Annotated in this window: 24 protein-coding genes and 1 tRNA gene; 8 read left to right on the top strand and 17 right to left on the bottom strand. The window is 69.1% G+C overall.

Features of this window, described 5'->3' with window-relative positions:
- Positions 1–5: 5 nt before the first annotated feature.
- From ACK4HH_RS06860 to ACK4HH_RS06840, 5 genes are all read right to left on the bottom strand, one after another.
- Positions 6–1469, bottom strand: a complete 1464-nt coding sequence (locus ACK4HH_RS06860; RefSeq protein ID WP_409649945.1) for an L-serine ammonia-lyase — start codon at positions 1467–1469, stop codon at positions 6–8.
- A 193-nt stretch (positions 1470–1662) separates the two neighbouring features.
- Positions 1663–3117, bottom strand: a complete 1455-nt coding sequence (locus ACK4HH_RS06855; RefSeq protein WP_409649942.1) for an MFS transporter — start codon at positions 3115–3117, stop codon at positions 1663–1665.
- Positions 3114–3713 (bottom strand): DUF4386 domain-containing protein, encoded by a 600-nt coding sequence (locus tag ACK4HH_RS06850; RefSeq protein WP_409649939.1) that lies wholly within the window; start codon positions 3711–3713, stop codon positions 3114–3116. The genes ACK4HH_RS06855 and ACK4HH_RS06850 overlap by 4 nt, the downstream gene beginning before the upstream one ends.
- Before the next feature lie 40 nt (positions 3714–3753).
- Positions 3754–4509, bottom strand: a complete 756-nt coding sequence (locus tag ACK4HH_RS06845) for an alpha/beta fold hydrolase (protein WP_409649936.1) — start codon at positions 4507–4509, stop codon at positions 3754–3756.
- 296 nt (positions 4510–4805) lie between these two features.
- Positions 4806–6071 (bottom strand): serine hydrolase domain-containing protein, encoded by a 1266-nt coding sequence (locus tag ACK4HH_RS06840; protein ID WP_409649933.1) that lies wholly within the window; start codon positions 6069–6071, stop codon positions 4806–4808.
- Positions 6072–6160: 89 nt separating this feature from the next.
- Between ACK4HH_RS06840 and ACK4HH_RS06835 the strand changes: the two genes are divergently transcribed.
- Positions 6161–6781, top strand: a complete 621-nt coding sequence (locus ACK4HH_RS06835) for a TetR/AcrR family transcriptional regulator (RefSeq protein ID WP_409649930.1) — start codon at positions 6161–6163, stop codon at positions 6779–6781.
- Here the strand turns inward: ACK4HH_RS06835 and ACK4HH_RS06830 are convergent.
- Positions 6711–7298, bottom strand: a complete 588-nt coding sequence (locus ACK4HH_RS06830; protein WP_409649927.1) for a TetR/AcrR family transcriptional regulator — start codon at positions 7296–7298, stop codon at positions 6711–6713. The two genes, ACK4HH_RS06835 and ACK4HH_RS06830, sit on opposite strands and share 71 nt — an antisense overlap.
- A gap of 174 nt (positions 7299–7472) precedes the next feature.
- Positions 7473–7544, bottom strand: a tRNA-Gln gene (locus ACK4HH_RS06825).
- Between the two features lie 125 nt (positions 7545–7669).
- On the opposite strand from ACK4HH_RS06825, the gene ACK4HH_RS06820 reads away from it, so the two are divergent.
- Positions 7670–8179 carry a MarR family winged helix-turn-helix transcriptional regulator gene (locus ACK4HH_RS06820; RefSeq protein ID WP_409649924.1) on the top strand — a complete coding sequence of 170 codons (510 nt, stop codon included), beginning with the start codon at positions 7670–7672 and terminating at the stop codon, positions 8177–8179.
- A gap of 30 nt (positions 8180–8209) precedes the next feature.
- On the opposite strand, the gene ACK4HH_RS06815 is transcribed toward ACK4HH_RS06820, so the two are convergent.
- A complete protein-coding gene (locus tag ACK4HH_RS06815; protein WP_409649921.1) occupies positions 8210–8608 on the bottom strand; it encodes a hypothetical protein in 399 nt (132 codons plus the stop codon).
- A gap of 53 nt (positions 8609–8661) precedes the next feature.
- Between ACK4HH_RS06815 and ACK4HH_RS06810 the strand changes: the two genes are divergently transcribed.
- A complete protein-coding gene (locus ACK4HH_RS06810) occupies positions 8662–9096 on the top strand; it encodes a hypothetical protein (protein ID WP_409649918.1) in 435 nt (144 codons plus the stop codon).
- 3 nt (positions 9097–9099) lie between these two features.
- Here ACK4HH_RS06810 and ACK4HH_RS06805 read toward each other — a convergent pair whose 3' ends face one another.
- Both ACK4HH_RS06805 and ACK4HH_RS06800 read right to left on the bottom strand, forming a co-directional pair.
- A complete protein-coding gene (locus ACK4HH_RS06805; protein ID WP_409649915.1) occupies positions 9100–10608 on the bottom strand; it encodes a SulP family inorganic anion transporter in 1509 nt (502 codons plus the stop codon).
- A 302-nt stretch (positions 10609–10910) separates the two neighbouring features.
- A complete protein-coding gene (locus ACK4HH_RS06800; protein ID WP_409649912.1) occupies positions 10911–12731 on the bottom strand; it encodes an ABC-F family ATP-binding cassette domain-containing protein in 1821 nt (606 codons plus the stop codon).
- A gap of 54 nt (positions 12732–12785) precedes the next feature.
- Between ACK4HH_RS06800 and ACK4HH_RS06795 the strand changes: the two genes are divergently transcribed.
- Positions 12786–13355 (top strand): signal peptidase II, encoded by a 570-nt coding sequence (locus ACK4HH_RS06795; protein WP_409649910.1) that lies wholly within the window; start codon positions 12786–12788, stop codon positions 13353–13355.
- On the opposite strand, the gene ACK4HH_RS06790 is transcribed toward ACK4HH_RS06795, so the two are convergent.
- Complete coding sequence (locus ACK4HH_RS06790; protein ID WP_409649907.1) at positions 13285–14220, bottom strand: 4-(cytidine 5'-diphospho)-2-C-methyl-D-erythritol kinase; 936 nt, start codon at positions 14218–14220, stop codon at positions 13285–13287. The genes ACK4HH_RS06795 and ACK4HH_RS06790 overlap by 71 nt on opposite strands.
- 42 nt (positions 14221–14262) lie before the next feature.
- On the opposite strand from ACK4HH_RS06790, the gene ACK4HH_RS06785 reads away from it, so the two are divergent.
- The gene (locus ACK4HH_RS06785) at positions 14263–15447 is read left to right on the top strand and encodes a 23S rRNA (uracil(747)-C(5))-methyltransferase (RefSeq protein ID WP_409649904.1); all 1185 of its coding nucleotides are present in this window, start codon (positions 14263–14265) and stop codon (positions 15445–15447) included.
- A gap of 191 nt (positions 15448–15638) precedes the next feature.
- Here the strand turns inward: ACK4HH_RS06785 and ACK4HH_RS06780 are convergent, their stop codons facing one another.
- The 6 genes from ACK4HH_RS06780 to metG all read right to left on the bottom strand — a co-directional run bounded on the left by ACK4HH_RS06780 (position 15639) and on the right by metG (position 21271).
- Positions 15639–16634 carry a hypothetical protein gene (locus ACK4HH_RS06780; RefSeq protein WP_409649902.1) on the bottom strand — a complete coding sequence of 332 codons (996 nt, stop codon included), beginning with the start codon at positions 16632–16634 and terminating at the stop codon, positions 15639–15641.
- Positions 16631–17482 carry a 16S rRNA (adenine(1518)-N(6)/adenine(1519)-N(6))-dimethyltransferase RsmA gene (gene rsmA / locus ACK4HH_RS06775; protein WP_409649899.1) on the bottom strand — a complete coding sequence of 284 codons (852 nt, stop codon included), beginning with the start codon at positions 17480–17482 and terminating at the stop codon, positions 16631–16633. The genes ACK4HH_RS06780 and rsmA overlap by 4 nt, the downstream gene beginning before the upstream one ends.
- 19 nt (positions 17483–17501) lie before the next feature.
- Positions 17502–18479 (bottom strand): TatD family hydrolase, encoded by a 978-nt coding sequence (locus ACK4HH_RS06770; RefSeq protein ID WP_409650137.1) that lies wholly within the window; start codon positions 18477–18479, stop codon positions 17502–17504.
- 115 nt (positions 18480–18594) lie between these two features.
- Positions 18595–19140, bottom strand: a complete 546-nt coding sequence (locus ACK4HH_RS06765; RefSeq protein ID WP_409649896.1) for a hypothetical protein — start codon at positions 19138–19140, stop codon at positions 18595–18597.
- Between the two features lie 92 nt (positions 19141–19232).
- Positions 19233–19685 carry a hypothetical protein gene (locus ACK4HH_RS06760; RefSeq protein ID WP_409649893.1) on the bottom strand — a complete coding sequence of 151 codons (453 nt, stop codon included), beginning with the start codon at positions 19683–19685 and terminating at the stop codon, positions 19233–19235.
- An 11-nt stretch (positions 19686–19696) separates the two neighbouring features.
- Positions 19697–21271, bottom strand: a complete 1575-nt coding sequence (gene metG, locus ACK4HH_RS06755; protein WP_409649890.1) for a methionine--tRNA ligase — start codon at positions 21269–21271, stop codon at positions 19697–19699.
- Between the two features lie 54 nt (positions 21272–21325).
- On the opposite strand from metG, the gene ACK4HH_RS06750 reads away from it, so the two are divergent.
- The 3 genes from ACK4HH_RS06750 to ACK4HH_RS06740 are packed head-to-tail and all read left to right on the top strand — an operon-like array spanning position 21326 to position 22965.
- Positions 21326–21871: a hypothetical protein gene (locus ACK4HH_RS06750; protein WP_409649887.1), complete on the top strand. Its 546-nt coding sequence runs from the start codon at positions 21326–21328 to the stop codon at positions 21869–21871.
- A gap of 23 nt (positions 21872–21894) precedes the next feature.
- Entirely contained in the window at positions 21895–22365 is a 471-nt protein-coding gene (locus ACK4HH_RS06745; RefSeq protein ID WP_409649884.1) for a hypothetical protein, read from the top strand.
- A gap of 39 nt (positions 22366–22404) precedes the next feature.
- Complete coding sequence (locus ACK4HH_RS06740; protein ID WP_409649881.1) at positions 22405–22965, top strand: hypothetical protein; 561 nt, start codon at positions 22405–22407, stop codon at positions 22963–22965.
- The last annotated feature ends 122 nt before the right edge of the window (positions 22966–23087 follow it).

The raw sequence follows: 23087 nt of genomic DNA, 5'->3' as shown, positions 1-23087 counted from the left end.
GCGGTTCAGCACTCGACGTAGTTGACGGCGAGCCCGCCCTCGCTCGTCTCCTTGTACTTGCGCGACATGTCGTCGCCCGTCTGCCGCATCGTCTGCACGACCGTGTCGAAGCTGATGAGGTGCGTGCCGTCGCCGTGCATCGCCATGCGCGCGGCCGCCACGGCCTTCCCCGCCCCGATCGCGTTGCGCTCGATGCACGGCATCTGCACGAGTCCCGCGACGGGGTCGCACGTGAGGCCGAGCGAGTGCTCCATGGCGATCTCGGCGGCGTTCTCGATCTGCTCGTTGCTGCCGCCGAGCAGGTGCACGAAGCCCGCGGCGGCCATGGAGGCGGCGGAGCCGACCTCGCCCTGGCACCCCGCCTCGGCGCCCGAGATGCTCGCGTTCGACTTGATGAGCCCGCCGACGACGGCCGCGACGAGCAGGAACTCCTCGCGCGCCGCATCCGGATCGGGCACGCGGATCACGTCTAGCGCGTGCCGCATGACCGCGGGGATGATGCCCGCGGCGCCGTTCGTCGGCGCCGTCACGACCCGACCGCCCGCGGCGTTCTCCTCGTTCACGGCGATCGCGTAGGCCTGCAGCCACTCGAGCGAGCAGTCGCGCTCGGCCTTCGCGTCGAGGGCGCGCAGGTTCTCGGCCATCGCCGCCGCCCGGCGCGGAACCCTCAGGCCGCCGGGCAGGATGCCCGTGCTGCTGAGCCCGGCATCGATGCAGTCGTCCATCGCGCGCGCGATCGCTCGCAGCGCCGCGCTCGTCGCCGCCTCGCCCCGCACGGCCGCCTCGTTGGCGCGCGCGAGCTGCGCGATGCTGAGCCCGTGTTCGCGGCACAGGCGCAGCAGCTCGTCGGCGGTGTCGAAGCGGAACGGCACCGTGATCTCCCCCGCAGCGCCGCCCTCGTCGCCGTCGCGCTCGACGAAGCCGCCGCCGACCGAGTAGTAGGTCTCGTCCGCGAGCACCGCGCCGCTCGCATCGCGCGCCGTGAGGGTCAGGGCATTGGGATGCCGCGGCTTGAGCTCGCGCGGGGCGAAGCGCAGCCACGACCCGTCCGGCGCGGCCGGCTCGCTCGGGCCCGTCGCGCGCAGAGTGCCGGGCACCGCCGCGACCGTGGGTGTCAGGGCGAGGGGGTGCGTGCCGCCGAGGCGCAGCATCCCGCGATCGGCGTCGGCGACTACGCGCTCGACGTCGTCGCGCGTGACCGTCTCGACCGACAGTCCGCTCAGGCCGGCGAGCACGGCGCCGGGGGTTCCGTGACCGACGCCCGTCGAGCCGAGCGAGCCGAACAGCACGCATTCGACGCTCGCGACCTGCTCAAGCCGGTCGCCCAGCCCGTCGACGAAGGCGCGCGCGGCGCGCAGCGGACCGACCGTGTGCGAGCTCGACGGCCCGATGCCGACCTTGAACAGGTCGAGGGCCGAGATGAACGCTCGCTCGGCGAGCGGGGTGGCGAGGGCGATGGGGATGCTCACACGGGCTCCTTGGCACGGGCCGGCCGGCACCGCCACGGGTGGGGCGGCTGCACGGCCAGGGGTGGGTCGGCGGCACGGCGGATCCCGTGGTGCGGGCGCCGTCGAACCGCTGCGCCCATTGTGGCGCAGGTCGTTCGCGGCCGCACGATTCGCGGGGTGCGCGTCTGCGCGATTCGGGGAGCGCTGGTGCCAATCAGGTGGGGCGCGGGAACGCAAGCAGTGCGACTACCGCAGCCACACCGGCGACCGCCGCCGCAGTCATGTGAGCTGCCGACAGTCCGGCCTCTGCCGCGACAAGCGACGAGTCGCCTCCGTGAAGTGCGCTCGCGCGATTCGCCGCATCGATGGCGCCGAAGACGGCGATCCCCAGAGCCCCACCGATTTGCGCGGTGGAAGACGCCAGGCCAGAACTCACGCCCGCGTTGCGGGCAGCCATTCCGTCGGCGATCACCAGCGTCGTCGGGGTGAAGCTGAACGCCACACCTGCGGCAGCCATCATCAGTGCTGGCAGCACCGCGAGGAGATACGGATCTCCGTTGTCGATTCTCGACAGCATCAGATGCGCCACCGCCAGGAGCACCAGGCCGAAGGCTGCGACCCGCTCGGGCCTCAACCTGTTGAGAAGGGCCGGCAGGGCGAACACACTCACAGCGAAGCCGAACAGCGAGGTGGGGAGCATGGCCACCCCGGCGATGGCAGGACCGTACTCGAGTACTTGCTGCAGCACGAGAGCGACGAAGACGAAGACCGCAACCCGTGCCGCGCCTCCCAAGAGGTTGACCACCACTCCCCACGCAACGCGGGCGTCGCGGAAGGCCTGAAGGGGAAGGACCGGGTCGACTGTTCGCCTCTCGACCATCACAAAGCCGACAAGACTTGCACCGGCTACCGCGAAGGCGGCCAGCACAGGGAGGGAGGCGAGCCCGTGCTGCGGAGCGGAAAGCACCCCGAAGACTGTCGCGACGGCCGACCCAGTGACAAGCGCTGCGCCCGGCACATCGAATCGGCGCCGGAGGACTCGGGTGTCGAGGGGAAGCACGAACCAGGCTGCCGCGAAGATGAGGATCCCGGTCGCGCCGGTGACGAAGAGCACGCTCTGCCACCCGTATGCCGCAGTCAGAAGGCCGCCGACGGACACACCCGCCGCACCGCCGACTGCTGACGCTGCCCCCCAACCGCTCATCGCCGCAGCGCGGGCAGTCCCGGTGAAGCGCGCGAGGACCACAGACATGGCTGCTGGACTGAGCAGGGCTGCGCCTGAACCCTGAATCAGCCTCGCCAGCATCAGCACGCCCTCCGTGGATGCGAGCCCACCCAGAACTGATCCTGCGACGAGCACGAGCGAGCCCAGGAGGAACATCCGGCGTCGACCAAAGACGTCGGCGGCGCGGCCAGAGACCAGGAGAAGCCCCCCGAAGCTGAGGAAGTAGGCGTTGAGCATCCACGCACTACCTACCGGAGTCAGTTCGAGGTCGGCCGCTATCGACGGGATGGCGACGTTCAATATCGACGAGTCGAGCATCACCACGAACTGAGCCGCGATCAGAGTCAGAAGAATCGCGCGGCCCGTCGAGCTGGAGGTGCGAGACAGCAGCGGGTACTGACGCGGTGTGCTCTCGGTCGCCGCACTGGTTCGCGCGCGACTCACGACGTGGTTCCGTCAGTGGTGGTGAATCCACGGACGAGGAGCCACAGGGCGAAGACAATCTCGAAGAGCCCACCGGGAGCGGCGCCGATCAGCCCAGCTCCGCTAACGCCGGCGAGTTCCAGGAGACTGCCCGTGGCGAAGGCCGCGTAGCCGACGAACCCCCACGCTGCAAGAAAGCGAGGGACGAGTCGCGATCGGTAGAGCACGACGGTGAAGAACAGGCTTCCGATTCCCAGCCCTGCCATGGCGGTGTTGTACGCGACGACGTTCACCGCTGCGGATCCGACGAGGAGCGCGATCGCACCCGCCGCCAGGAAAGCCGCCTCGAAGATTCGGGTAGCGAGGTAGATCTTCGCCACCGCGGGTGAGTGGGGGCGAAGGATCGGAACGAGCAACACACCGATCGTCAGCACGGCGAAGCTGTTCGCGAGCATCATGCCGACGCCGAGGACCAGCATCCCGTCGCCCTGCGTCGAATTCGATGCGATCGCGTTTCCCACTCCGTAGAGCAAGAAAGCCGCAAGAAAGAGGGTTCCCACGACGCGGGCGGTGGTTCGCGTGCTGGGCGTCGGGAGGGTGGTGTCGTGAGTGTTCATGGTTTATGCCTTTCTGTTGGGGTGATAGGTGAGGTGGTGCTCAGGGGGTGACGTGCGACGCCACGAACTGAGTGATGATTCGCGCCATCGCCGGCGACTGGGTCCAGTGGAGGTAGTGCGGTCCATCGAGAACTTCAAGCTGGTGAGAGACCACTCCGTCGAGTTCGGCTTCGTGAGCGGACAACCAGTCGGGAATGTTCTCGACGCTCTCGGTCGAGAGCATCTCCAGAACCGGCACGTCGGCGGCGAAGGGCTTTGCTGCTGCCATGGTCGAGTTGGCGCCGAGTCGGCTCCACTCATCTGAGACCGAGGGGTTGCCGTAGTTCCAGTTGGTCAGCGCGTGCGTCTGACGACGTTCCGCGGGCGTGTAGGCGTCCCCGGGAGGCTGAACAAGGTGCGGTGCGATCGTGGTGACCGCGCGAACGACGCCGAGCGTGTTGAGGAGGCCGTCGGTGGCCGACGGAGTGCCGACGTCGAGGGAAGACGTCGAGGCCGCCATTGGGTCGATGCCGATGACAGCCGCGACCTGGTCGGGGTAGGTGTTGGCGTAGTAGCGCGCGTAGAGCCCGCCGGCCGAGTGCCCGACGAGAATGATGGGCTCGTCGACCTCCAGCGTCGCGAGAACCTCGTGCAGTTCCGCGGTGATGTTGTTGACCGTGCGCTCGGCAACGTCGAGATCGCTGTACCCGTATCCGAAGCCCTCGACAACGATCACATCGAAAGCGTCGAGTTCACGGATGAGCGGCGCGAAGTCGATGGCGGGCGCGGGAGTGCCGTAGCCGCTGAGCAGCACCATGGTCGGGCCGCTTCCTCCGCTGCGGTAGACGTTGATGCCTCCCGCACTCGTGGTGACGATCTGGCCGTACGGTTCGAGTTCCGCCTTTTCAGCTGCCGTGATGCCGGCGTTCGCGATGGTCGAAATGAGGGTCATCGCGAGAACGATGGCGAGACCGATTCCAACGGCTCGAACGAGGCGTCGCCACCGGCGGGGGCGGTGAGCCGACGCTCCGGTCGCATGTGCCGCGGCGTGAGTGGGCGAAGCGGTGGTGATCATGATGCGCAGGTGTCCTTTAGAGTATTGGTGGGAGTGACTCAGGCGATGTCTGCGAGCAGGTCGCGACCGAGGTGCAAGACCGCGGGGTTGGACACGTCAGAGAGCACGATGACCGCAGTGCGACTGGCACGGTTGATGCCGAAGAAGGTTGCGTAGCCGCCGGTCTGGCCGGTGTGCCAGGTGACCGGCTCACCCGGCGACCACTCGGAGATGTGCCAGAAGATGCCGACGTGAGTGTCATCTGACCCGGCGGAAGCCAGCGGGTCCATCGCCGCGAGTCCTGGGGCAGTGCCATCGAGGAGAGCCGTCGCGAACAGGGCGAGGTCGTGCGCCGTGGAAACCACGCCGCCGCCGGGCGCGTACGCACCGAGGATCCATGGCTCTACAGGCAGTCCGGATGCAGACCACCCGCCGTCTACAGCGTTGTTGTCCACCTCGACCGCGGTGTTGCTCATGCCGAGGGGCTCGAACAGACGGGTGTGCATCAACGCGGCGTAGCTCATGCCGGTTGCTTCGGCGACTGCCAGCCCGGCGACGGCCGCCCCCAGCGTCGAGTAGACGTAGGTGCCTCGAGAGGCGAGGGTTCCCGCACGCGCTTCGTCGATGAGCTGCGACGCGTCGGTCGCGAAGAAGTTGTGACCGAGCGGGGCGGCCCAGAATCCACGCGCCACGGTCACCGGGCCGAACGCAACATATCCCGCGGTGTGCGTCACCAGTTCGCGCATCGTGACGGCGCCGGCCTGTGATCCCGCCAGCTCTGGAATGTAGGACGAGACCGGGGCGCCGAGACTGATCTCGCCGCGCTCGACGGCGTCGGCGATCATGAGCCCGGTCATCGCTTTCGTCAGCGATCCAATCTCCATGGGTGTGGTCTGGTCCGCTCCGAGACCAGAGAATCGAACCGGCTCGGCAGCATCCACGTCGATGACCGCCACAGCCAGATCGCGGTAGTCCGCAAGCTGTCCATCCGTGGGGTCGAACTCCAGGAGGGTGTGGTCGCCGCTTCTCGCACTGGCCACCTGGGGTATAGCGATGACGGTGACGATGCTGAGCACGAGCACCGTGACCAGAACCGTGAACAGCAGGCGACGTGAGAGGGCGTACCCCGCGATCACGAGCACGGCGGCAAGAGCCGCGATCCAGCTGTCGTTGATGTACGAGCCGCCCACCATAGAACGCAGCATCAACGCCGTGGGAATCGCACCCAGCACCGTCGCGACGAGCAACTTGCCCGGCAAGCGCCGCGCGAAGGTGTGGCTGTCGCGTGCGAGCGCCAGCCGGAGTGACGGACGAAAAGCTGACATAGTGGCTTGCTCCCTTACTCATACAATTGTGTTTGGTTTAGTGGGCTAAGATAAACACACATGTATGATTTAGTCAAGGGGGCAGAATCATGAATTCTGAGCTCCGTCGCCGCACGCGCTCGGACGCGACCCGGAATCGAGACCTGATCCTGAGCGCGGCGATGGTGACTCTCAATGAGAGTCCGCGCGCCAGCATGGAGGAGATTGCAGTCGTCGCTGGGGTAAGTCGCGCAACTCTTTACGCCCACTTCCCGACTCGTCAGGCTCTGGTCGTCACGACACTCAAGAAGGTGCTGTCGCAGGCCAACGCGCAGATAGCCGGGCTCGACCCCGAACTCTCCCCGGAAGAGGCGGTCGACGCCCTGGTGGTCACGTCATGGCGCCTGCTCGGTCAGTTCCAGGGCATGACGGTAGCTGCTGAAAGAGAGGTCAGCGCACGCGAGTTAAGGCGAATGCACGACGAGTCCGCCGAACAGATTCGACGGCTCCTCATTCAGGGTCGACGCGATGGCTCGTTTCGCGTCGACCAAGACCTGCACTGGCAGGTCGAATGCGTGTACGCCTTAGTCCGAGCCGGATTCTCACACGCGGGGAACACCAACCAGGCGTACGTCGACCCTTCAGTTGATGTGGCGACTTCTATCCGGGCGGTACTTTCAGCAGTGCGCGAAGAGTCTGATTCAGAGAGTTCTCAACCTCGTCATCGGTAAGTCGGCCAGCCCTGACTTCCGCTGCCGCACCGTGCAGCAGCGAGAAGTAGCACGCTGTTTGCCACTGCACACTCTGGTCGCTGCGAAACACGCCGTCCGTGCGGCCCCGAATAAGCAGATGCTCTACTCGAGCACGCGGGTCACTGTGGCTCGTGTGCATCTCTTCGGCCGGCAGAGCATGCTCCACTACTCCGCGCAGAACACCCAAGCTGTTGACGAGTCGCCACGACGACGTCACCAACGACTCAAGCGCTTGCCACGCGTCACCGCCGAGTTCTACCGAGTCCAGCTCCGCCTCGACGCGCGCCATTGTGGTGTGCACTAAAGCGCTCAAAAGATCTTGCCGTGAAGCGAAGTGACCGTACAGCGTGATCCGCGCAATTCCGGCAGCCTGCGCAATGTCAGCCAGGCTTGCATTCGGGTTCGCCGTCAAGCACTCCGCAGCCGCCTGAAGAATAGCGTCACGATTGCGCGTTGAATCAGATCTCACCGCGCGCTCACGATGTGTGTTCGCCATGCTCCACCACCTCCTCTAGCTCAAACACCACTGTATGCGAAGAGCGGAAGGTCGGTGACTCGGCACCCAGCAGGCAGTCGGCCCCAGCAACTCCCACGCGCGGAGCAAGTTGCTCGGCGCCCAGCAGGCAGTCGACCCCAGCAACTCCCACGCGCGGAGCAATCCACCGGATTGCTCCGCCCCCAGGATTCGAACCTGGACCTAACAGCTCCAAAGGCTGTCGTGCTGCCGTTACACCAAGGCGGATCGCGCGCCGAGCGCGCGCATCCAGTCTGCCAGAGCACGGAGGGCGGTCCCGAGCGCGCGGTGAGCATCCCGCGCCAAGAGGGCCGGGCGACGGATGCTCATCCCCCGCCCGCGATAATGAACACATGACCGCCCGCGACGAAGTCGACCGCATCGTCGAGTCGTGGCGCCGCGAGCGGCCCGAGCTCGACGTGGAGCCGCTGCAGGTGCTCTCGCGCGTGAGCCGGCTCGCGCGGCACCTCGACCTGGCGCGAAAGCAGGCCTTCGCCGCCAGCGACCTCGAGTCGTGGGAGTTCGACGTGCTCTCCGCGCTGCGACGAGCCGGTAGACCGTACGAGTTGAGCCCCAAAGCACTGCTTCTGCAGACGCTCGTGTCGAGCGGCACCATGACGAACCGCATCGACCGGCTCGCAACGCGCGGGCTCGTGGAACGCCGCACCGACCCGAACGATGGGCGCAGCATCCGAGTGCGCATGACCGACGACGGCCGCGTGCGGGTCGACCGCGCGATCGACCAGCTCATGGTGAGCGAGGCGGCCCTGCTGCAGCGCCTGAGCCGCGGCGATCAGGAGAAGCTCGCCGGGCTGCTGCGCACGCTCAGCGCCGACTTCGACGACGACGCGAGCGAGCTGTAGCCCCGGGCCGTCGGCCCGCGCTGCGAGAACTCAGAAGAACGGCAGCAGGTTCGACACGAGCGTCGCGACGACCCCGACACCGGTCAGGATGCCGCCGAGGGTGAGCAGAACGCGACCGTCGTGCGCCGGGTCGTCGAGGCGCGGCGACTCGGGCCGCGAGGGGTGCACCCAGACCGTGCGCGCATCCCCGACCGCCGGAATCGGTCCGGTGAGAGGCGACGTGCTCTCGTGCACCGCGCCACCGTCAGCGAACCAGCGCAGCTTCGCGTCGCGGTCGTGCACCGTCGTGATGACGGCCTTCACGGCGGCGTAGCGCTTCGACCAGGAGCGGCGCGCAAGCCCGCAGATGAGCAGCACGATCCCGACCGGCAGGGTCAGCCAGGCGAAGACCTCCGCCGCGATGGCGATGGCGTCGAGGGGCTCGGTCACGCTCTCATCGTAGAGGCCGCCGCGCCCTGGGCGGCCCCGGCTAGCATCGACGCATGGCGCTGTTCAAGAAGTCGGGTCCGGTCGATGAGAGCCTGCCAAAGGATGACCGCGGGTCAGGATCGTTCGACGACTACGTCGGCGTGCTCGTGCCCAAGAACAAGAACATCACGATCCGCCTGGCGAACAGCAACCCCCATCAGGACGAGCTGGCCGCCCTCGCCGCCGAAGACCCCGAGACGCTGACGACCGCGACCCCGGCTCGCTCGATGGACGACGAGCGCGTCGACGCCCCCATCGAGGTGCGCATCTTCTCGGGCCGCCGCGTGAGCGCAGTGGTCGGAACGGTACCGCGCGGGCTCGAGAGCATCTACGACGAGGCCGTGCGGCGGCTCGACGGGCGCGGAGCGAAGCCGCGCATTCCCGTGACGGTCGTGCAGACCAAGCGCAACGGCTATCGTCTCGACCTACTCATCGGGCAGACGAAGTAGCGGCTAGTGCCCCTCGCCCATGTGCCCAGCAAGGCGGGTGTGCAGGGCGTGTGACTCAGCGTTCATGTCGATGATCTCAACAGCGATGCCGAAGCGCTCGTACTTGGTGACGATCGCGTCGAGCGCGGCGACCGTCGACGCATCCCAGATGTGTGACTGCGAGAGGTCGATAACGACCGAGGACGGGTCTTCGCGGTAGCGAAACTGCGTGGTGAGGTCGTTGCTCGAGGCGAAGAACAACTCGCCATCGACGCGATACAGCGCGTACTGGCTGCCGTCGGGCGCATTCAGAATCGTACGGTCGACGGTGGCGAGGTGCGCGACCCGTCGCGCAAAGAGCACCATCGCCACGACCACACCGAGTGTCACTCCGATAGCGAGATTGTGGGTCCACACGACGGCGATGACCGTCGCGACCATGACGGTCGTTTCGCTCTTGGGCATGCGCCGCAAAGTGTTGAGACGAATGCTGTGCCAATCAAAGGTCGCGACCGACACCATGATCATCACGGCGACGAGCGCCGCCATCGGGATGGTCGCCACGATGTCGCCGAGCGCCACCACCAGCAACAGCACGAAGACACCGGCGAAGAAGGTCGAGATGCGCGTGCGCGCGCCCGATGCCTTGACGTTGATCATCGTCTGGCCGATCATGGCGCAGCCACCCATGCCGCCGAAAAAGCCGCTGAGGATGTTCGCCGCACCCTGACCGTACGACTCGCGCGTCTTGTTCGAGGGGGTATCGGTGATGTCGTCGACGAGCTTCGCGGTCAACAGAGACTCGAGAATGCCCACAATGGCCATGGCGATCGAGAACGGCAGGATGATGCCGAGCGTTTCAAGGGTGAGAGGCACATCCGGCCACAGCAGAGCCGGCAAGCTCTCAGGCAGCTCGCCCTGGTCGCCCACGTTCGGGACGGTGATGGCGAGCACGACGACGAGCACCGTCACGACGGCCACGGCGACCAGCGGTGCAGGAATGACCGTAGTCAGGCGCGGCATTCCAATCATGATGAGCAGGCCGACGACGACGAGCGGGTAGACCTCCCACGGCACATCGAAGAGATACGGCAGCTGTGCCGTGAAGATCAGAATGGCGAGCGAGTTGACGAAGCCGACCATGACCGACCGCGGGATGAAGCGCATGAGCTTCGCCACCCCGGCAGCCGCCATGACGAGCTGGATGATGCCACCGAGAATGACAGTGGCGATGAAGTAGTCGGTGCCGTATTCGCGAGCGACAGGCGCGATCACGAGTGCGATAGCGCCAGTCGCCGCCGTAATCATCGCGGCGCGGCCACCGAGGAACGAAATGGCGATTGCCATCACGAACGACGAGAACAGGCCCAGGCGTGGATCGACACCCGCGATGATCGAGAAGGCGATCGCCTCGGGAATGAGCGCAATCGCGACGACGAGGCCCGCGAGCACTTCGCGCGTCAGCAGTCGTGGCGAGCGAAGCGCCGTGATGGTGCGCGAATCGCTCCAGGGAATGGTGGGGAGAAAAGCCATGGCAGTGGCTCCCTTCGAAGGGGGCCGTGAGGCCGCACGAAACAGGATGATGCGCGCCATTGCGCAGCAGGCAGTCCTGCAGTTCGGCGGCGGCTGCGGCGCACAGGCACAAGCAGCGTCCAGATCGAACGAGGGGGGGTGGAAAAGTCAACGCAGACTGCGGCGTCGCTCTCCACTGTACACGGCAGCCCTTTCGTCGCCGCCGGCCGAGGCAGGCCGCCACACCACTGTCACCAACCCGCAGGTACGGGCTCAGCCGATCGCGGCCGCCGTCCGCGGCCGCGACAGACAGCAACTAGGCGTCAGCCGAGCAACTCCCCCAGCTCGAGCCACCGCTCCTCCGCGCTCTCGAGTTCGGCCTCGAAACCGCGCACCTGCTCGTGCAGGGCGGCGATGCCGCTGTAGTCGCTGACGTCGTGCTCGGCGAGTTGCACGTGCAGGGCATCCACCTGCCCTTGCACCTTGGCGATGCGGCGCTCGAGCGCCGAGAGCTCCTTCTCGAGCGTGCGGCGCTCCGCTCCCGAGAGGGTCGGGGCCGATGAGGTGGTGGATGCGGGGGCCGCGGCCGTGACAGACGCGACGGTCGCGCGCCCCGCATCCTGCGACCCCGTCGGGGCCGCCGCGTGCGCGGCGATGCGCAGGTACTCGTCGACGCCGCCGGGCAGATGCCGCAGGCGCCCGCCGAGCACGGCGTACTGCTGGTCGGTGACGCGCTCGAGCAGGTAGCGGTCGTGGCTCACGACAACGAGCGTGCCGGGCCACGAATCGAGCAGGTCCTCGATCGCGGCGAGCATGTCGGTGTCCATGTCGTTCGTCGGCTCGTCCATGATGAGCACGTTGGGCTCGTCGAGCAGGATGAGCAGCAGCTGCAGCCGGCGCTTCTGGCCTCCCGAGAGGTCCTTGATCGGCGTCGAGAGCTGTGCCGAGGTGAAGCCGAGCCGTTCGAGCAGCTGGCCGGGCGTGAGCTCTTTGTCGCCCGCCGTGTAGCTCGTGCGCTTCGTGGCGATGACCGCCGAGACGCGCTCGTGGGCCACCGCCGAGAGGTCGCCGAGCTGCTGGTCGAGGGTGGCGACAACGACGGTCTTGCCGCGCTTGACGCGGCCCGTCGTGGGCTCGAGCGAGCCGTCGATGAGCTTGAGCAGCGTCGACTTGCCGGCGCCGTTGATGCCGAGAATGCCCGTGCGCTCGCCGGGCGCGATGCGCCACTCGACGTCGTGCAGGATCTGCGTGTCGCCGTAGGAGACCGAGACGTCGAGCAGGTCGATGACGTCTTTGCCCAGCCGGGCGGTCGCCATCTGCGCGAGCTCGACCGGGTTGCGCAGCGGCGGCACGTCGTCGATGAGCGCGTTGGCCGCATCAATGCGGAACTTCGGCTTGGCCGTGCGCGCCGGCGCCCCGCGGCGCAACCACGCGAGCTCTTTCTTCATGAGGTTCTGGCGCTTGGCCTCCATCGTCGCGGCCTGGCGGTCGCGCTCGAGGCGCTGCAGCACGTAGGCGGCGTAGCCGCCCTCGAAGGGCTCGACGATGCGATCGTGCACCTCCCAGGTGTCCTGGCTCACCTCGTCGAGGAACCACCGGTCGTGCGTCACGACGAGCAGCGCGCCCGCGCCGGGCGACCAGCGCCGCTTGAGGTGCCCGGCGAGCCAGTGCACGCCGCCGATGTCGAGGTGGTTGGTGGGCTCGTCGAGCACGACGATGTCCCACTCGCGGCTGAGCAGCGCGGCGAGGGCGACGCGGCGGCGCTGACCGCCCGACAGGTCGTCGACGAGCGTGTGGCCCGGGATGTCCGCGATGAGCCCGGCGAGAACATCCCGCACGTTCCGATCGCCGGCCCACTCATGTTCGGGCCGATCGCCCACGACGGTCTCGAGAACCGTCAGCCCGGTGGCGAGCTCGTCGGCCTGATCGAGCATGCCGAGGGTCACGCCGCCGCGACGCGTCACGCGACCGCCGTCCGGTTCCTGCTTGCCGGCGAGGATGCGCAGCAGGGTCGACTTGCCGTCGCCGTTGCGGCCCACGACGCCGATGCGGTCGCCGTCGCCGATGCCGACCGTCACCCCATCGAGCACGACGCGGGTGGGGTATTCGACGCGGAGGGACTCTGCCCCCAGGAGATGAGCCACCCGTCGAGACTACGGCGCGCGGGCGGGGTGCCCCGACCGGGCAGAATAGGGGGCATGCCCGAGACTCACGCTCACGCCCACGCGATCGAGACCCGCCCCATCGGGAAGGTCCTCCCGTGGACCCTGCTGTGGGCCGCCGCGATCATCGTGTTCGACCAGGGCACCAAGTTCTGGGCCGAGGCGACGCTCGAGCTCGGGGTGGGCGTGCCCGTCATCGGCGAGGCGATCCAGTGGCGCCTCGTCTACAACCCGGGCGCCGCGTTCGGCATCGGCGCCGAGTTCACGTGGATCCTCACGATCGTCGCCGCCCTCGCCGTCGTCGGCATCGCGATCTTCGTGTCGCGCATCTCGAGCGTGCCGTGGGCGCTCGCGGCGGGCGCGCTGCTCGGCGGCGCAATCAGCCACCTCGGCGACCGCCTGTTCCGCGAGCCGGGCTTCGCGCGCGGCGAGATCGTCGACTTCATCGACTACTTCGGGTTCTTCGTCGGCAACGTGGCCGACATCGCCCTCGTGGGCGGTGCGATCGCCATCGTGCTGCTGAGCCTGATCGGCGTCAGCCCGCGACGACCCGTGCCCCGTGAACCGGACCCGTCGCCCGCAGCACCGTCAGCCGAGACGCACTGAGCGCGACCTGCAGCTCGAGCGCGGCATCCTGATTGGCCGCGAGGAACGCGACCGTCGGGCCTGAGCCCGAGACGAGTCCCGCGAGCGCGCCCTGCAGCTCGCCCGTCTCGAGGGTCTCGGCGAGGCTCGGCTCGAGGTGCAGCGCGGGCGCCTGCAGGTCGTTGTGCAGGTACTCGGCGAGGCGGTGCGGGTCGCCGGCGCGCAGCGCCTGCAGCACCTCGATGTCGACGGTCGGCTGCTCGGGGGCCGGCGCGATGTCGTGCACGTGCCGCTCGCGGTGACGGTCGAGCTCGGCGTACACCTCAGGCGTGCTGAGCCCGACGTCGGCGAGGGCCAGCACCCAGTGGAAGGTGCCCTGCGCGAGCGCCTGCGAGAGCCGGTCGCCGCGTCCGGTGCCCACGGCCGTGCCGCCCATGAGCGCGAACGGCACGTCGGCGCCGAGCTGCGCGGCGAGCTCGTGCAGCTCGTCGCGGCCGAGGTTGGTGCCCCACAGGTGGTCGCACGCGACGAGCGTCGCGGCCGCGTCGGCCGAGCCGCCGCCCATGCCGCCCGCGATGGGAACGTGCTTCTCGATCTCGAGCGACACGCCCCCGCGGTAGTCGGCCGCGCGCGCGAGCAAGCGGGCCGCCTTGATGGCGAGGTTCGACCCGTCGGTTGCGAGGCCGCTGCAGTCGATCGGGCCCGTGAAGCGCACCGAGAAGTCGTCGGCGGGGCGGGCGTACACCTCTTCGTAGAGCGAGATCGCCTGGTACGCGGTGGCCACGTCGTGGTAGCCGTCGTCGAGCAGCGCCCCGACCTTCATGAAGACATTGATCTTGCCGGGCGCCCGAACGTGCACCACTCGGTCAGTCGCCCCCGTGCTCATGGCTCCACCTTATGCGACCCCACCGCCTACCCTGAGAGCACCATGCAGTGCGACTACTTCGACGCCGGGCTCTGCCGCTCGTGCACGCTCATGGGCCGCCCCTACCCCGAGCAGCTCGCCGAGAAGGAGGCCCTCGCCCGTCGCCTGCTGACCCCGTTCGGCCCGGATGCGCAGTGGTTCGCGCCCGTGGCGAGCGACGAGAGCGGCTTCCGCGCCAAGGCCAAGATGGTCGTCGGCGGCACGGTCGACGCCCCCACCCTCGGCATCCTCGACGGCGCCGGGCGGGGCGTCGATCTGCGGCGCTGCGGCATCATCGCGCCGGGCATCCTCGCCGCCTTCCCCGCGCTCATCGCGGCCATCACGCGCGCCGGGCTCGAGCCCTACGACGTTCCGGCACGACGCGGCGAGCTCAAGCACCTCATCGTCACCGAGGCGCCCGGCGGCGCGCTCATGGTGCGGTTCGTGGCGCGCACGGAGGGCTCGGTGCCGGGCATCCATGCGGTGCTGCCGTGGCTGCAGGATGCGCTTCCGCAACTGCTCGTCGTCACCGCGAACATCCACCCCGAGCACAAGGCCGTGCTCGAGGGCGAGGTCGAGCACGTGCTCACCGGCGAGTCCGTGCTGCCGTTCGCGGTCAACGACCTCGAGCTGCGGGTGCGGCCGCAGAGCTTCGTGCAGACCAACACGGCCATCGCCGCCGCGCTCTACGCGCAGGCGCGCGACTGGGTCGACGAGCTCGACCCCCGCTCGGTGTGGGATCTGTACTGCGGGGTCGGCGGGTTTGCGCTGCACTGCGCGTCGCCAACAGGCGACGCGACAGACCGAGCAGGGGTACCCCGAAGGGCGACTCGAGCCGTGCTCGGGGTCGAGACCTCGCCCGACGCCGTCGCAAGCGCCGAACTGGCGCGCGACGCGCGGTACCCGTCGCCGGACGACCGGCAGCGCATCCGGTTCATCGCCGCCGACGCGACCGCCTTCGCGCTCGCGGCGACGACGGTGCCCGAGCTCGTGATCGTGAACCCGCCGCGGCGCGGCCTCGGCTCCGAGCTCGCCGGCTGGTTGCAGGAGCGCGGCCCGCGGCACGTGATCTACAGCAGCTGCAACGCCGAGTCGCTCGCGCGCGACCTCGCGGCGATGCCGGGCTACCGGCTGCGGCGGGCGCGGGTGCTCGACATGTTCCCCCAGTCGACGCACTTCGAGGTCATCACCCTGCTCGAGCGCGCCTGACCCGCTCCGCGCCTCCCCGGCGCGGCCCTCCCGTGACCGTCGCCCGGCTCGCGTCGCCGTCACGTGTCACAAATCACGGACTCTGCGCCATCATCCGGTGACGTCATGCGGATCGCGACCCCCCGACCGACCAAAGTTCCGTGATTTGTGACGTCAGCGGATGCGGAGCGCGGGTCGATCCACGCGCCGGCCTACTCGGGCGTGAGCACGCTGCGCGACTGCGCGGTGACGCTCGGCACGACGAGGCCGTAGATGCCCAGCGCGATGATCTCGATCGCCATGCCGAGCACGACCACGAGGGCGACGACGGCGAACCCCTCGGGGAAGGCGAGGGCGATCGGCAGCACGAGTAGCCCGTTGCGGGCTCCCCCGCTGAACGTCACCGACCGCACTTGCGAGAGGGGCAGGCCGAAGGCCGTCGCGACGAGGATGCCGACGGGCGCGAGCACGATGACGTAGACGCCGAGGAGCGGCGCGACGGCCTCGAGCAGGGCGAGGCGCTCGCCCGCGCGCGGGATGAGCACGGCCGCGACGAGCCCGGCGGCGAGCGCGGTGGCCGGGGCAGTGAACGCGGCCCCGCGGCGCAGGCCAGCGGCGAGCCGCGGCCGGCGCACGCCGACGAGCTGCAGGGCCGTGACGACCGCGGCGGGCGCGATGATGCCCGCGAGCACCGCGAGCGGCAGTCGCGACCCATCGAGGCTGAGGAAGTTCTCCGCCACCGTGAACAGCAGCATGAAGCCCGGCACCGTGACGAGCTGCAGCACGAGCAGCACGGGCGCGATGCTCAGCAGCGACTCGACCGCGCCGCCCGCGCGCCGGACGAAGGCGGCGACGAGGCCGACGCCCGGGGCGAGCAGCATGAGCAGCAGCCCCGCCTGCAGGTCGGGGTCGGTCACGACGACCCGGCTGATGACGTAGACGAGCAGCGGCGAGACGACGAGGTTGAGCAGCAGCACGGCGGCGAGGAAGCGGCGGTCGAGCACGGCGCGTCCGAACGACGCGAGTGGAACATCCAGCAGCGTGATGCCGATCGCGACGGCGATGACGGCCAGCAGCACGCCGTCGGGCACGCCCGCCGCCGCGGGCACGAGCGCGCCGACGAGGCTCCCGGCCCCGATGCCGGCGAGCATGATGACGATCGTCGCGGCCGCCGAGAGCGAGCGAGGGGGCGCGGGTGCTCCGCTCACGCGCCCGAGGCCCGAGCGAGTGCCAAGAACTCGGGCAGCCCGAGCATCTCGCCCCGCGCCGTCGGGTCGAGCCCGGCGGCCTCGAGCGCGGCGGTCGCGGCGGCCGACGAGCCGTAGACCTCGGCGAGCGCCTGCCGCAGCATCTTGCGGCGCTGCCCGAACGCGGCGTCGACGAGCTCGCCCGTGCGCAGCCGCTCGGACTCGGTGCCGGGCACCTCGTGCCGCGTCATGCCGACGAGCACCGAGTCGACGTTCGGCACGGGCCAGAACACCTGCCGGCTCACCTGGCCCTCGACGCGCCAGCGGCCGTACCAGGCGGCCTTGATCGACGGGCCGCCGTAGACCTTCGAGCCGGGCTCGGCCGCGAGGCGGTGCCCGACCTCGGCCTGCACCATGACGAGCACGCGGCGGATGCCGGGTTCGAGCGCGAGCAAGTGCAGCAGCACGGGCACCGAGATGTTGTACGGCAGGTTCGCCACGAGCGCGGTGGGGCGCAGTCCGCCGGGCGCATCCGGAACAGCCGAGACCCGCATCGCGTCGGCGGTAACGACGGCGAGGCGCGCGTCGGGCTGCAGTTCGCCCACCGTGATCGGCAGCTGGGCGGCGAGGCGGGCATCCACCTCGATCGCGACGACCGGATGCCCGGCCTCGAGCAGCCCGAGCGTCAGCGACCCCAGCCCGGGGCCGACCTCGAGCACGGGCTCGCCGGGCAGCAGCGCCGCGGTCGAGACGATGCGGCGCACGGTGTTGGCGTCGTGCACGAAGTTCTGGCCGAGCTTCTTCGTGGGGCTCACGCCCAGCAGCTCGGCGAGGTCGCGCACCTCGGCGGGGCCGAGCAGGGCGCTCACGAGCGGGGCGCCGGGGCGGTCACGCGGATGCTCCGCGCTCGCCCGGGTAGTGCTCGGGCAGCGCCCCGCCGAGGTCGCCGAGGTCGTCCGGGTCGCCGGGCACCTCCTGCGCGGCCCAGGGGTCGCCCGGCGCAGCGACCGGGTTCGCGTCCCACGAGCCGTACACGAGCTCGGTGTTCGAGCTCAACTGGGCGGCGAGCATCGAGGCGTCGGTGCCGAGGTGGTCGGCGATCGCGCGCACCGTGAACGGCAGCAGGTACGGCCCGTTCGGCCGGCCGCGGTAGGGGTGCGGCGTGAGGAAGGGCGCGTCGGTCTCGACGAGCAGCAGCGCGCGCGGCAGCACGTCGAGCGCATCGCGCAGGTTGCGGGCGTTCTTGAACGTCACGGTGCCGGCGAAGCTCGCGTACCAGCCGCGTTCGGCGCAGATGGCGGCGAGCTCGACGTCGCCGCTGAAGCAGTGGAAGACGACCTTCTCTGGCGGGCCCACGCGCAGCAGCGTGGCCACGATGTCGTCGTGCGCGTCGCGGTCGTGGATCTGCAGGGCTAGGCCGTGCTCTTTCGCGATCGCGATGTGGGCTTCGAAGGCGGCGAGCTGCGCGTCGCGTCCGGGCCCCGGCTCGGTGCGGTAGTAGTCGAGGCCCGTCTCGCCGATGGCGACCACGCGGGGCTGCGCGGCGAGTTCGTCGATCACCGCGAGGGCGGCATCCAGCTCGCCCGATTCGGCGAGCGCCGGGGCCTCATTGGGGTGGATGGCGACCGCGGCGAGCACCCGGGGCTCGCGCGCCGCGACGGCGGCCGACCAGCGGCTCGTGAGCACGTCGGTGCCGACCTGCACGACGCCGCGCACGCCGACGGCGGAGGCGCGGTCGAGGTGCTCGCGATAGTGCATGGGGTTCTCGCCGTCGGCGATCTCGAGGTGCGTGTGGTTGTCGTAGACGGGCACCACGAGCGCCTCGGGGCTCGGCGGGTAGCTGAGGTCGCGCGTCGTGCCCTCCATGATGGCGCGGGCGCGCACATGGGGATCGAGTTGCTCGGTCACGGTATCGCCTCCCCTACGACCGTACCGCGTGGGGCTGAGGGGCGCCGGGGGTTGACGCGGCGGCGCCCGAGTATCAGGACGCGGTTGCGGGCGGCTGGTCCTCTGCCGCGGCGGGCGAGGCTGCCGGGGGCGTCGCCGGCTGCGCCGAGCGGAACGCATTGCGCAGGACGCTGAACGCGCCGAGCGCACCGAACAGCAGCGCGAGGCCGAAGTCGGGCAGGTACGCCTCGATCACGAGCGGCAGGTCGGCGTGGAACGAGCTCCAGAACAGGGGCTGGGCGATGGCGTCGAACGGTCCGATGCCGAGCTCGGTCGCGACGAAGTTCGCGTAGTCGCTCACCATGCCGGCGTAGAAGCTCACGAGCACCGTCAGGACGACGATGCCGGTGACGATGGCGGCGCCGAGCCGGCTCACGGTCCCCCCTGAGCCGAGGCGGTACAGCAGCGCGGCGCCGAGCGCGACGAGGAAGGCCACGATGGCGGCCACATAGCCGAGGTTCCAGATGACGACCCAGAGCGCGGTGCCCACCGGCACGACGAGCAGGGCGAGCAGCGTGCCCCGCAGCACGCGCTCGGGTGCGGGAGAGGGGGCGGGGGTGCTGGGGGTGGGGGTCGTCAAGGCTGCCTTCTCGTCGTGGGTCGATTTTTGCTCAACACTAGCGGCCGGCGAGCGTGCGCCGCGACGCCACGACGAGGTCGGCGTCGACAGCCCTACTCGGCCTCGATCAACGGCGTGCGGGCGGCCGCCTGGTTCACACGGTGCACGACAATCACAGCCAAGGCGGCGCCGACCGCCAGGCCGACCGCGATCTCGGGCAGTTGTGCGGGCTGTTCGATGTGGCTCGGCTGTTCCCAGGGCCGGTAGACGATGAGCGCGACGATCCCAGGCACTGCAAGACCCGTGGCGACTGCGGCAGCTCGTGGCACTCGGTTCAGGAACCTGGCGATGGCCAGCGAAACTCCAACAGTCAGCGTCCATGAGCCAAGTGCCGCGAGAAAGCCGACCATCACCGCAGGACCAACGAACACCAGCCAGTACGAGAAGCTGAACCCCCCGTCGAGTTCGAAGCGCGACACCGAAACGAGAGCCACCATCACGGCGAGCAGGGTGTTCACGGCGAACATTGCGAGGAGCACGCGGCCGTACCACTCGCGATCGGTCAAGGCAGGCAGCCCTACTCGGTCTCGATGCGCGGGAAGAGCGCCTCGAGCGGCTGCGTCTGCGTGCCCGCGGGCAGCTGACCCCATTCACCCGCGTTCGGGATGCTCTGCGCGAGCAGCCCGCCGAGCGCACCCTCGGCTCCAAGGGCGACCCACAGCTTCTGGGCGGCCTGAGGCGTCACGGGCGAGAGCAGCACGGCAAGCGCCCGCAGGCCCTCGGCCGCGGTGTACAGAATGGAATGCAGCCGTTCGACCTGCGCCTCGTCCTTCGCGACCTTCCACGGCTCTTGCAGGGTGATGTAGCCGTTGAGCTCGTCGACGATCGTCCACACCGCGGCGATCGCGTCGTGGATGGCGAACGTGTCGATGGCGCGCTGGGCCGCGACCACCGCATCCGCGACGGTCTTCTGAATGCCGAGTTCCGCATCAGAGACGTCGGTTGCCTCGGGCACGACCCCGTCGCAGTACTTGCCGACCATGGCGATGACGCGCGAGGCGAGGTTGCCGAAGCCGTTGGCGAGCTCGGCCTGATAGCGGGCCGACAGGTCTTCCCAGCTGAACGAGCCGTCTTGGCCAAAGTTGATGGCGCTCATGAAGTAGTAGCGGAAGGCGTCGCTGCCGAACACGTCGGTGATCTGGTGCGGCGCGATGCCCGTGAGCTTCGACTTCGACATCTTCTCGCCGCCGACGAGCAGCCAGCCGTGGCCGAAGACGCGCGCAGGCGGCTGCAGGTCGGCCGCCATGAGCATCGCCGGCCAGATGACGGCGTGAAAGCGCGCAATGTCTTTGCCGACGAGCTGCACGGCCGGCCACCGACGCTCGAACTGCGCGTCGTCGCTGCCCCACCCGATCGCCGAGATGTAGTTGAGCAGGGCATCGAACCACACGTAGGTGACGTGGCTGTCGTCCCACGGGATGCGCACGCCCCAGTCGAAGCTCTGCCGCGAGATCGAGAGGTCGTCGAGGCCGCGCCGGACGAACGACACGATCTCGTTGCGCAGGCTCGGCGGCTGGATGAAGTCGGGCTGCGACTCGTAGAGGTCGAGCAGCCGCTGCTGGAAGGTGCTGAGCGCGAAGAAGTAGTTCTTCTCTTTGAGCACCTCGATGGGGCGGCCGTGGATGGCGCACACCTGCTGGCCGTGGAACTCGCCCGTGCCCGGAACGAGGTCGTCGGCCTGCTTGTATTCTTCGCAGCCGACGCAGTAGTAGCCCTCGTACTCGCCCTCGGTGATGAAGCCGTCGTCGTAGAGCTTCTGCAAGAACTGCTGAACGACCTTCTCGTGCCGCGGCTCGGTGGTGCGGATGAAGTCGTCGTTCGCGATGTCGATGGTGTCGAGCAGCGGCTTCCAGGCCGAGTCGACGAGCTTGTCGGCCCACTCCTGGGGCGTGACGCCGTTGGCCACGGCCGTGCGCAAGATCTTCTGACCGTGCTCGTCGGTTCCCGTGAGCGACCAGGTGTCGATGCCCGACTGGCGGTGCCAGCGCGCCAGCACGTCGGCCGCCACTTCGGTGTAGGCGTGACCGATGTGCGGCACATCGTTCACGTAGAAGATCGGCGTGGCGATGTAGAACGAGCGAGGGTCGGCCATGATCCCCCAGCCTACCGGCGGCATTCCCTGTGTTTCGCGGTAGCATGGACGACCGTGAGGATCTCTAGATTCTTGGCAGGGGGGCTTGCGGGCGCGGCGATCGCCGTCACGCTCAGCGGGTGCGTCGGCGCGCCCCCGCTCACCATCTACGGGGGCCTCGCCGACCGCTGCTTCGAGACGAGCACGGCCGACGAGGGCTTCTTCGCCGTCATCGGGGTGACGCTCGCGAACGACTCGCCGCGCGCGGTGATCTTGCGCGAGGTGCGCGTGCTGCAGCTCGAGAACGCCCGGCTCGAGAGCCTGAGCGTGGTCGACGAGACCTCGCGCTACAGCGCTTTCGGCGTCGCGCCCGGGGGCCAGCTCACGCCCGAACAGCGTCCGCTTTGGAACGACCGTGCTGCGATCGATGGCACGGTCATCGAGGCGGGCAGCTCGGCCGAGCTGCTCGTCGAGCTGCACGCCGACGACTACACCGACTACGCCGGGCTGCGCGGGCTGCGCATCAAGTACGACGACGGCTGGTTCTCGGCCACGAGCATCGCCGATGCCGTCGTGGGCTTCGTGCCGCCCTGGTCGACCTGCGGCTCGGCCGCGCGCTGACCGGCATCGCGTACCGTGGCGGGGTGACCCTGCCTCGATCCCTCCGCACCGTCGCGCTCGCGGCCGTCGTTCTCTCGAGCACCGCGCTCGTGGCCTGCAGCGGCTCGCCGACCGACCCGCTCGGCCTGGCCGGCTGCCTCGAGGGCGACACCGGCACGATCGCGATCGGCGTGGCCAACACCTCGGGCGAGCCGATCGTCATCGAGGGGGTCGACCTGAGCGACGCGAGCGGCGTCGAGGTCATCGACCGCTTCATCGCGATCGACGAGGATGCACGCTCGACCGCCGTGCGCTTCGACGCGGGCGGCCGCGAGGCCTTCGGGGGCCAGGGCCTCGACCAGACCGCGATCGACCCGGATGCGGCCGCCTTCGTGGGCGTCGAGGTCGCGCGCACCGGCAGCGGTGAGGGGCGCGTCGGCGGCCTCGTGCTGACGGTCGACGGCGCGCCCCAGACAGCGCCCGTCACGCTCGACCTGCGCGACGACTGCGGCTGATCCTCGCCTGTTGGCGCCCCCGCGGCGTACTGTGAGGCCATGCCCCGACGGATGCTCACCATCGCCTGCGCCGCGCTCACGCTCTCCCTTGCCGGTTGCGCGCCGGCCGGCGGGCTGCTGCTCGACGGCGACATCCCTGGCGGTGGCGGTAGCGCGGTGTGCTTCAGTCCCAGTTCTCGCGGGCAAGAGGTGATCTTCGGGGCTGGCCTCACGAACCAGAGCGACACCGATCTCACCATCACGGACGTCACCCTGCTGGCCCAGAACACTGTGCTCGTGTCAGCACTCGCGATCGCGGACTCCGGAACCGATGGGGTGGGGTGGGGTGTCTCCGTTCTGGATGACCTTCCTTCGACGCAGGTCGACGCCTGGGAATCGCGCCGGGACGCAGTCGGCGCGACCGTCCCTGCCGGCGAGCAGGTGTGGCTGCTGATCGTGGCCCGCACGGGCGGCGGTCTCGATCAGCGCACGGGCATCCGCGGAGTTCGCGTCGAGTACGACGGCGCTGTGTGGCCCCGCTCGACGCAGAGCCAGACCATCTATGGGTTCGGCCCCCTCGACAGCGAGTGTGATGCCGGAATGGGCGAGTCGGGACCCTAGGTGTAGTTCCTAGGGACGTTGTTCAGGTCGGGCTCCTCCAGGCTTGAGGGTGTCTAGTCGCTCTCACCTGAAGGAGCCCGATGGAGCTTCACGCTAATGCCCGTTTGTCTGTGGAAGGTCGA

Source organism: Microcella sp. (assembly GCF_046296455.1).
Taxonomy (GTDB): Bacteria; Actinomycetota; Actinomycetes; order Actinomycetales; family Microbacteriaceae; genus Microcella.
This window is presented reverse-complemented; position numbering and strand designations above follow the sequence as displayed.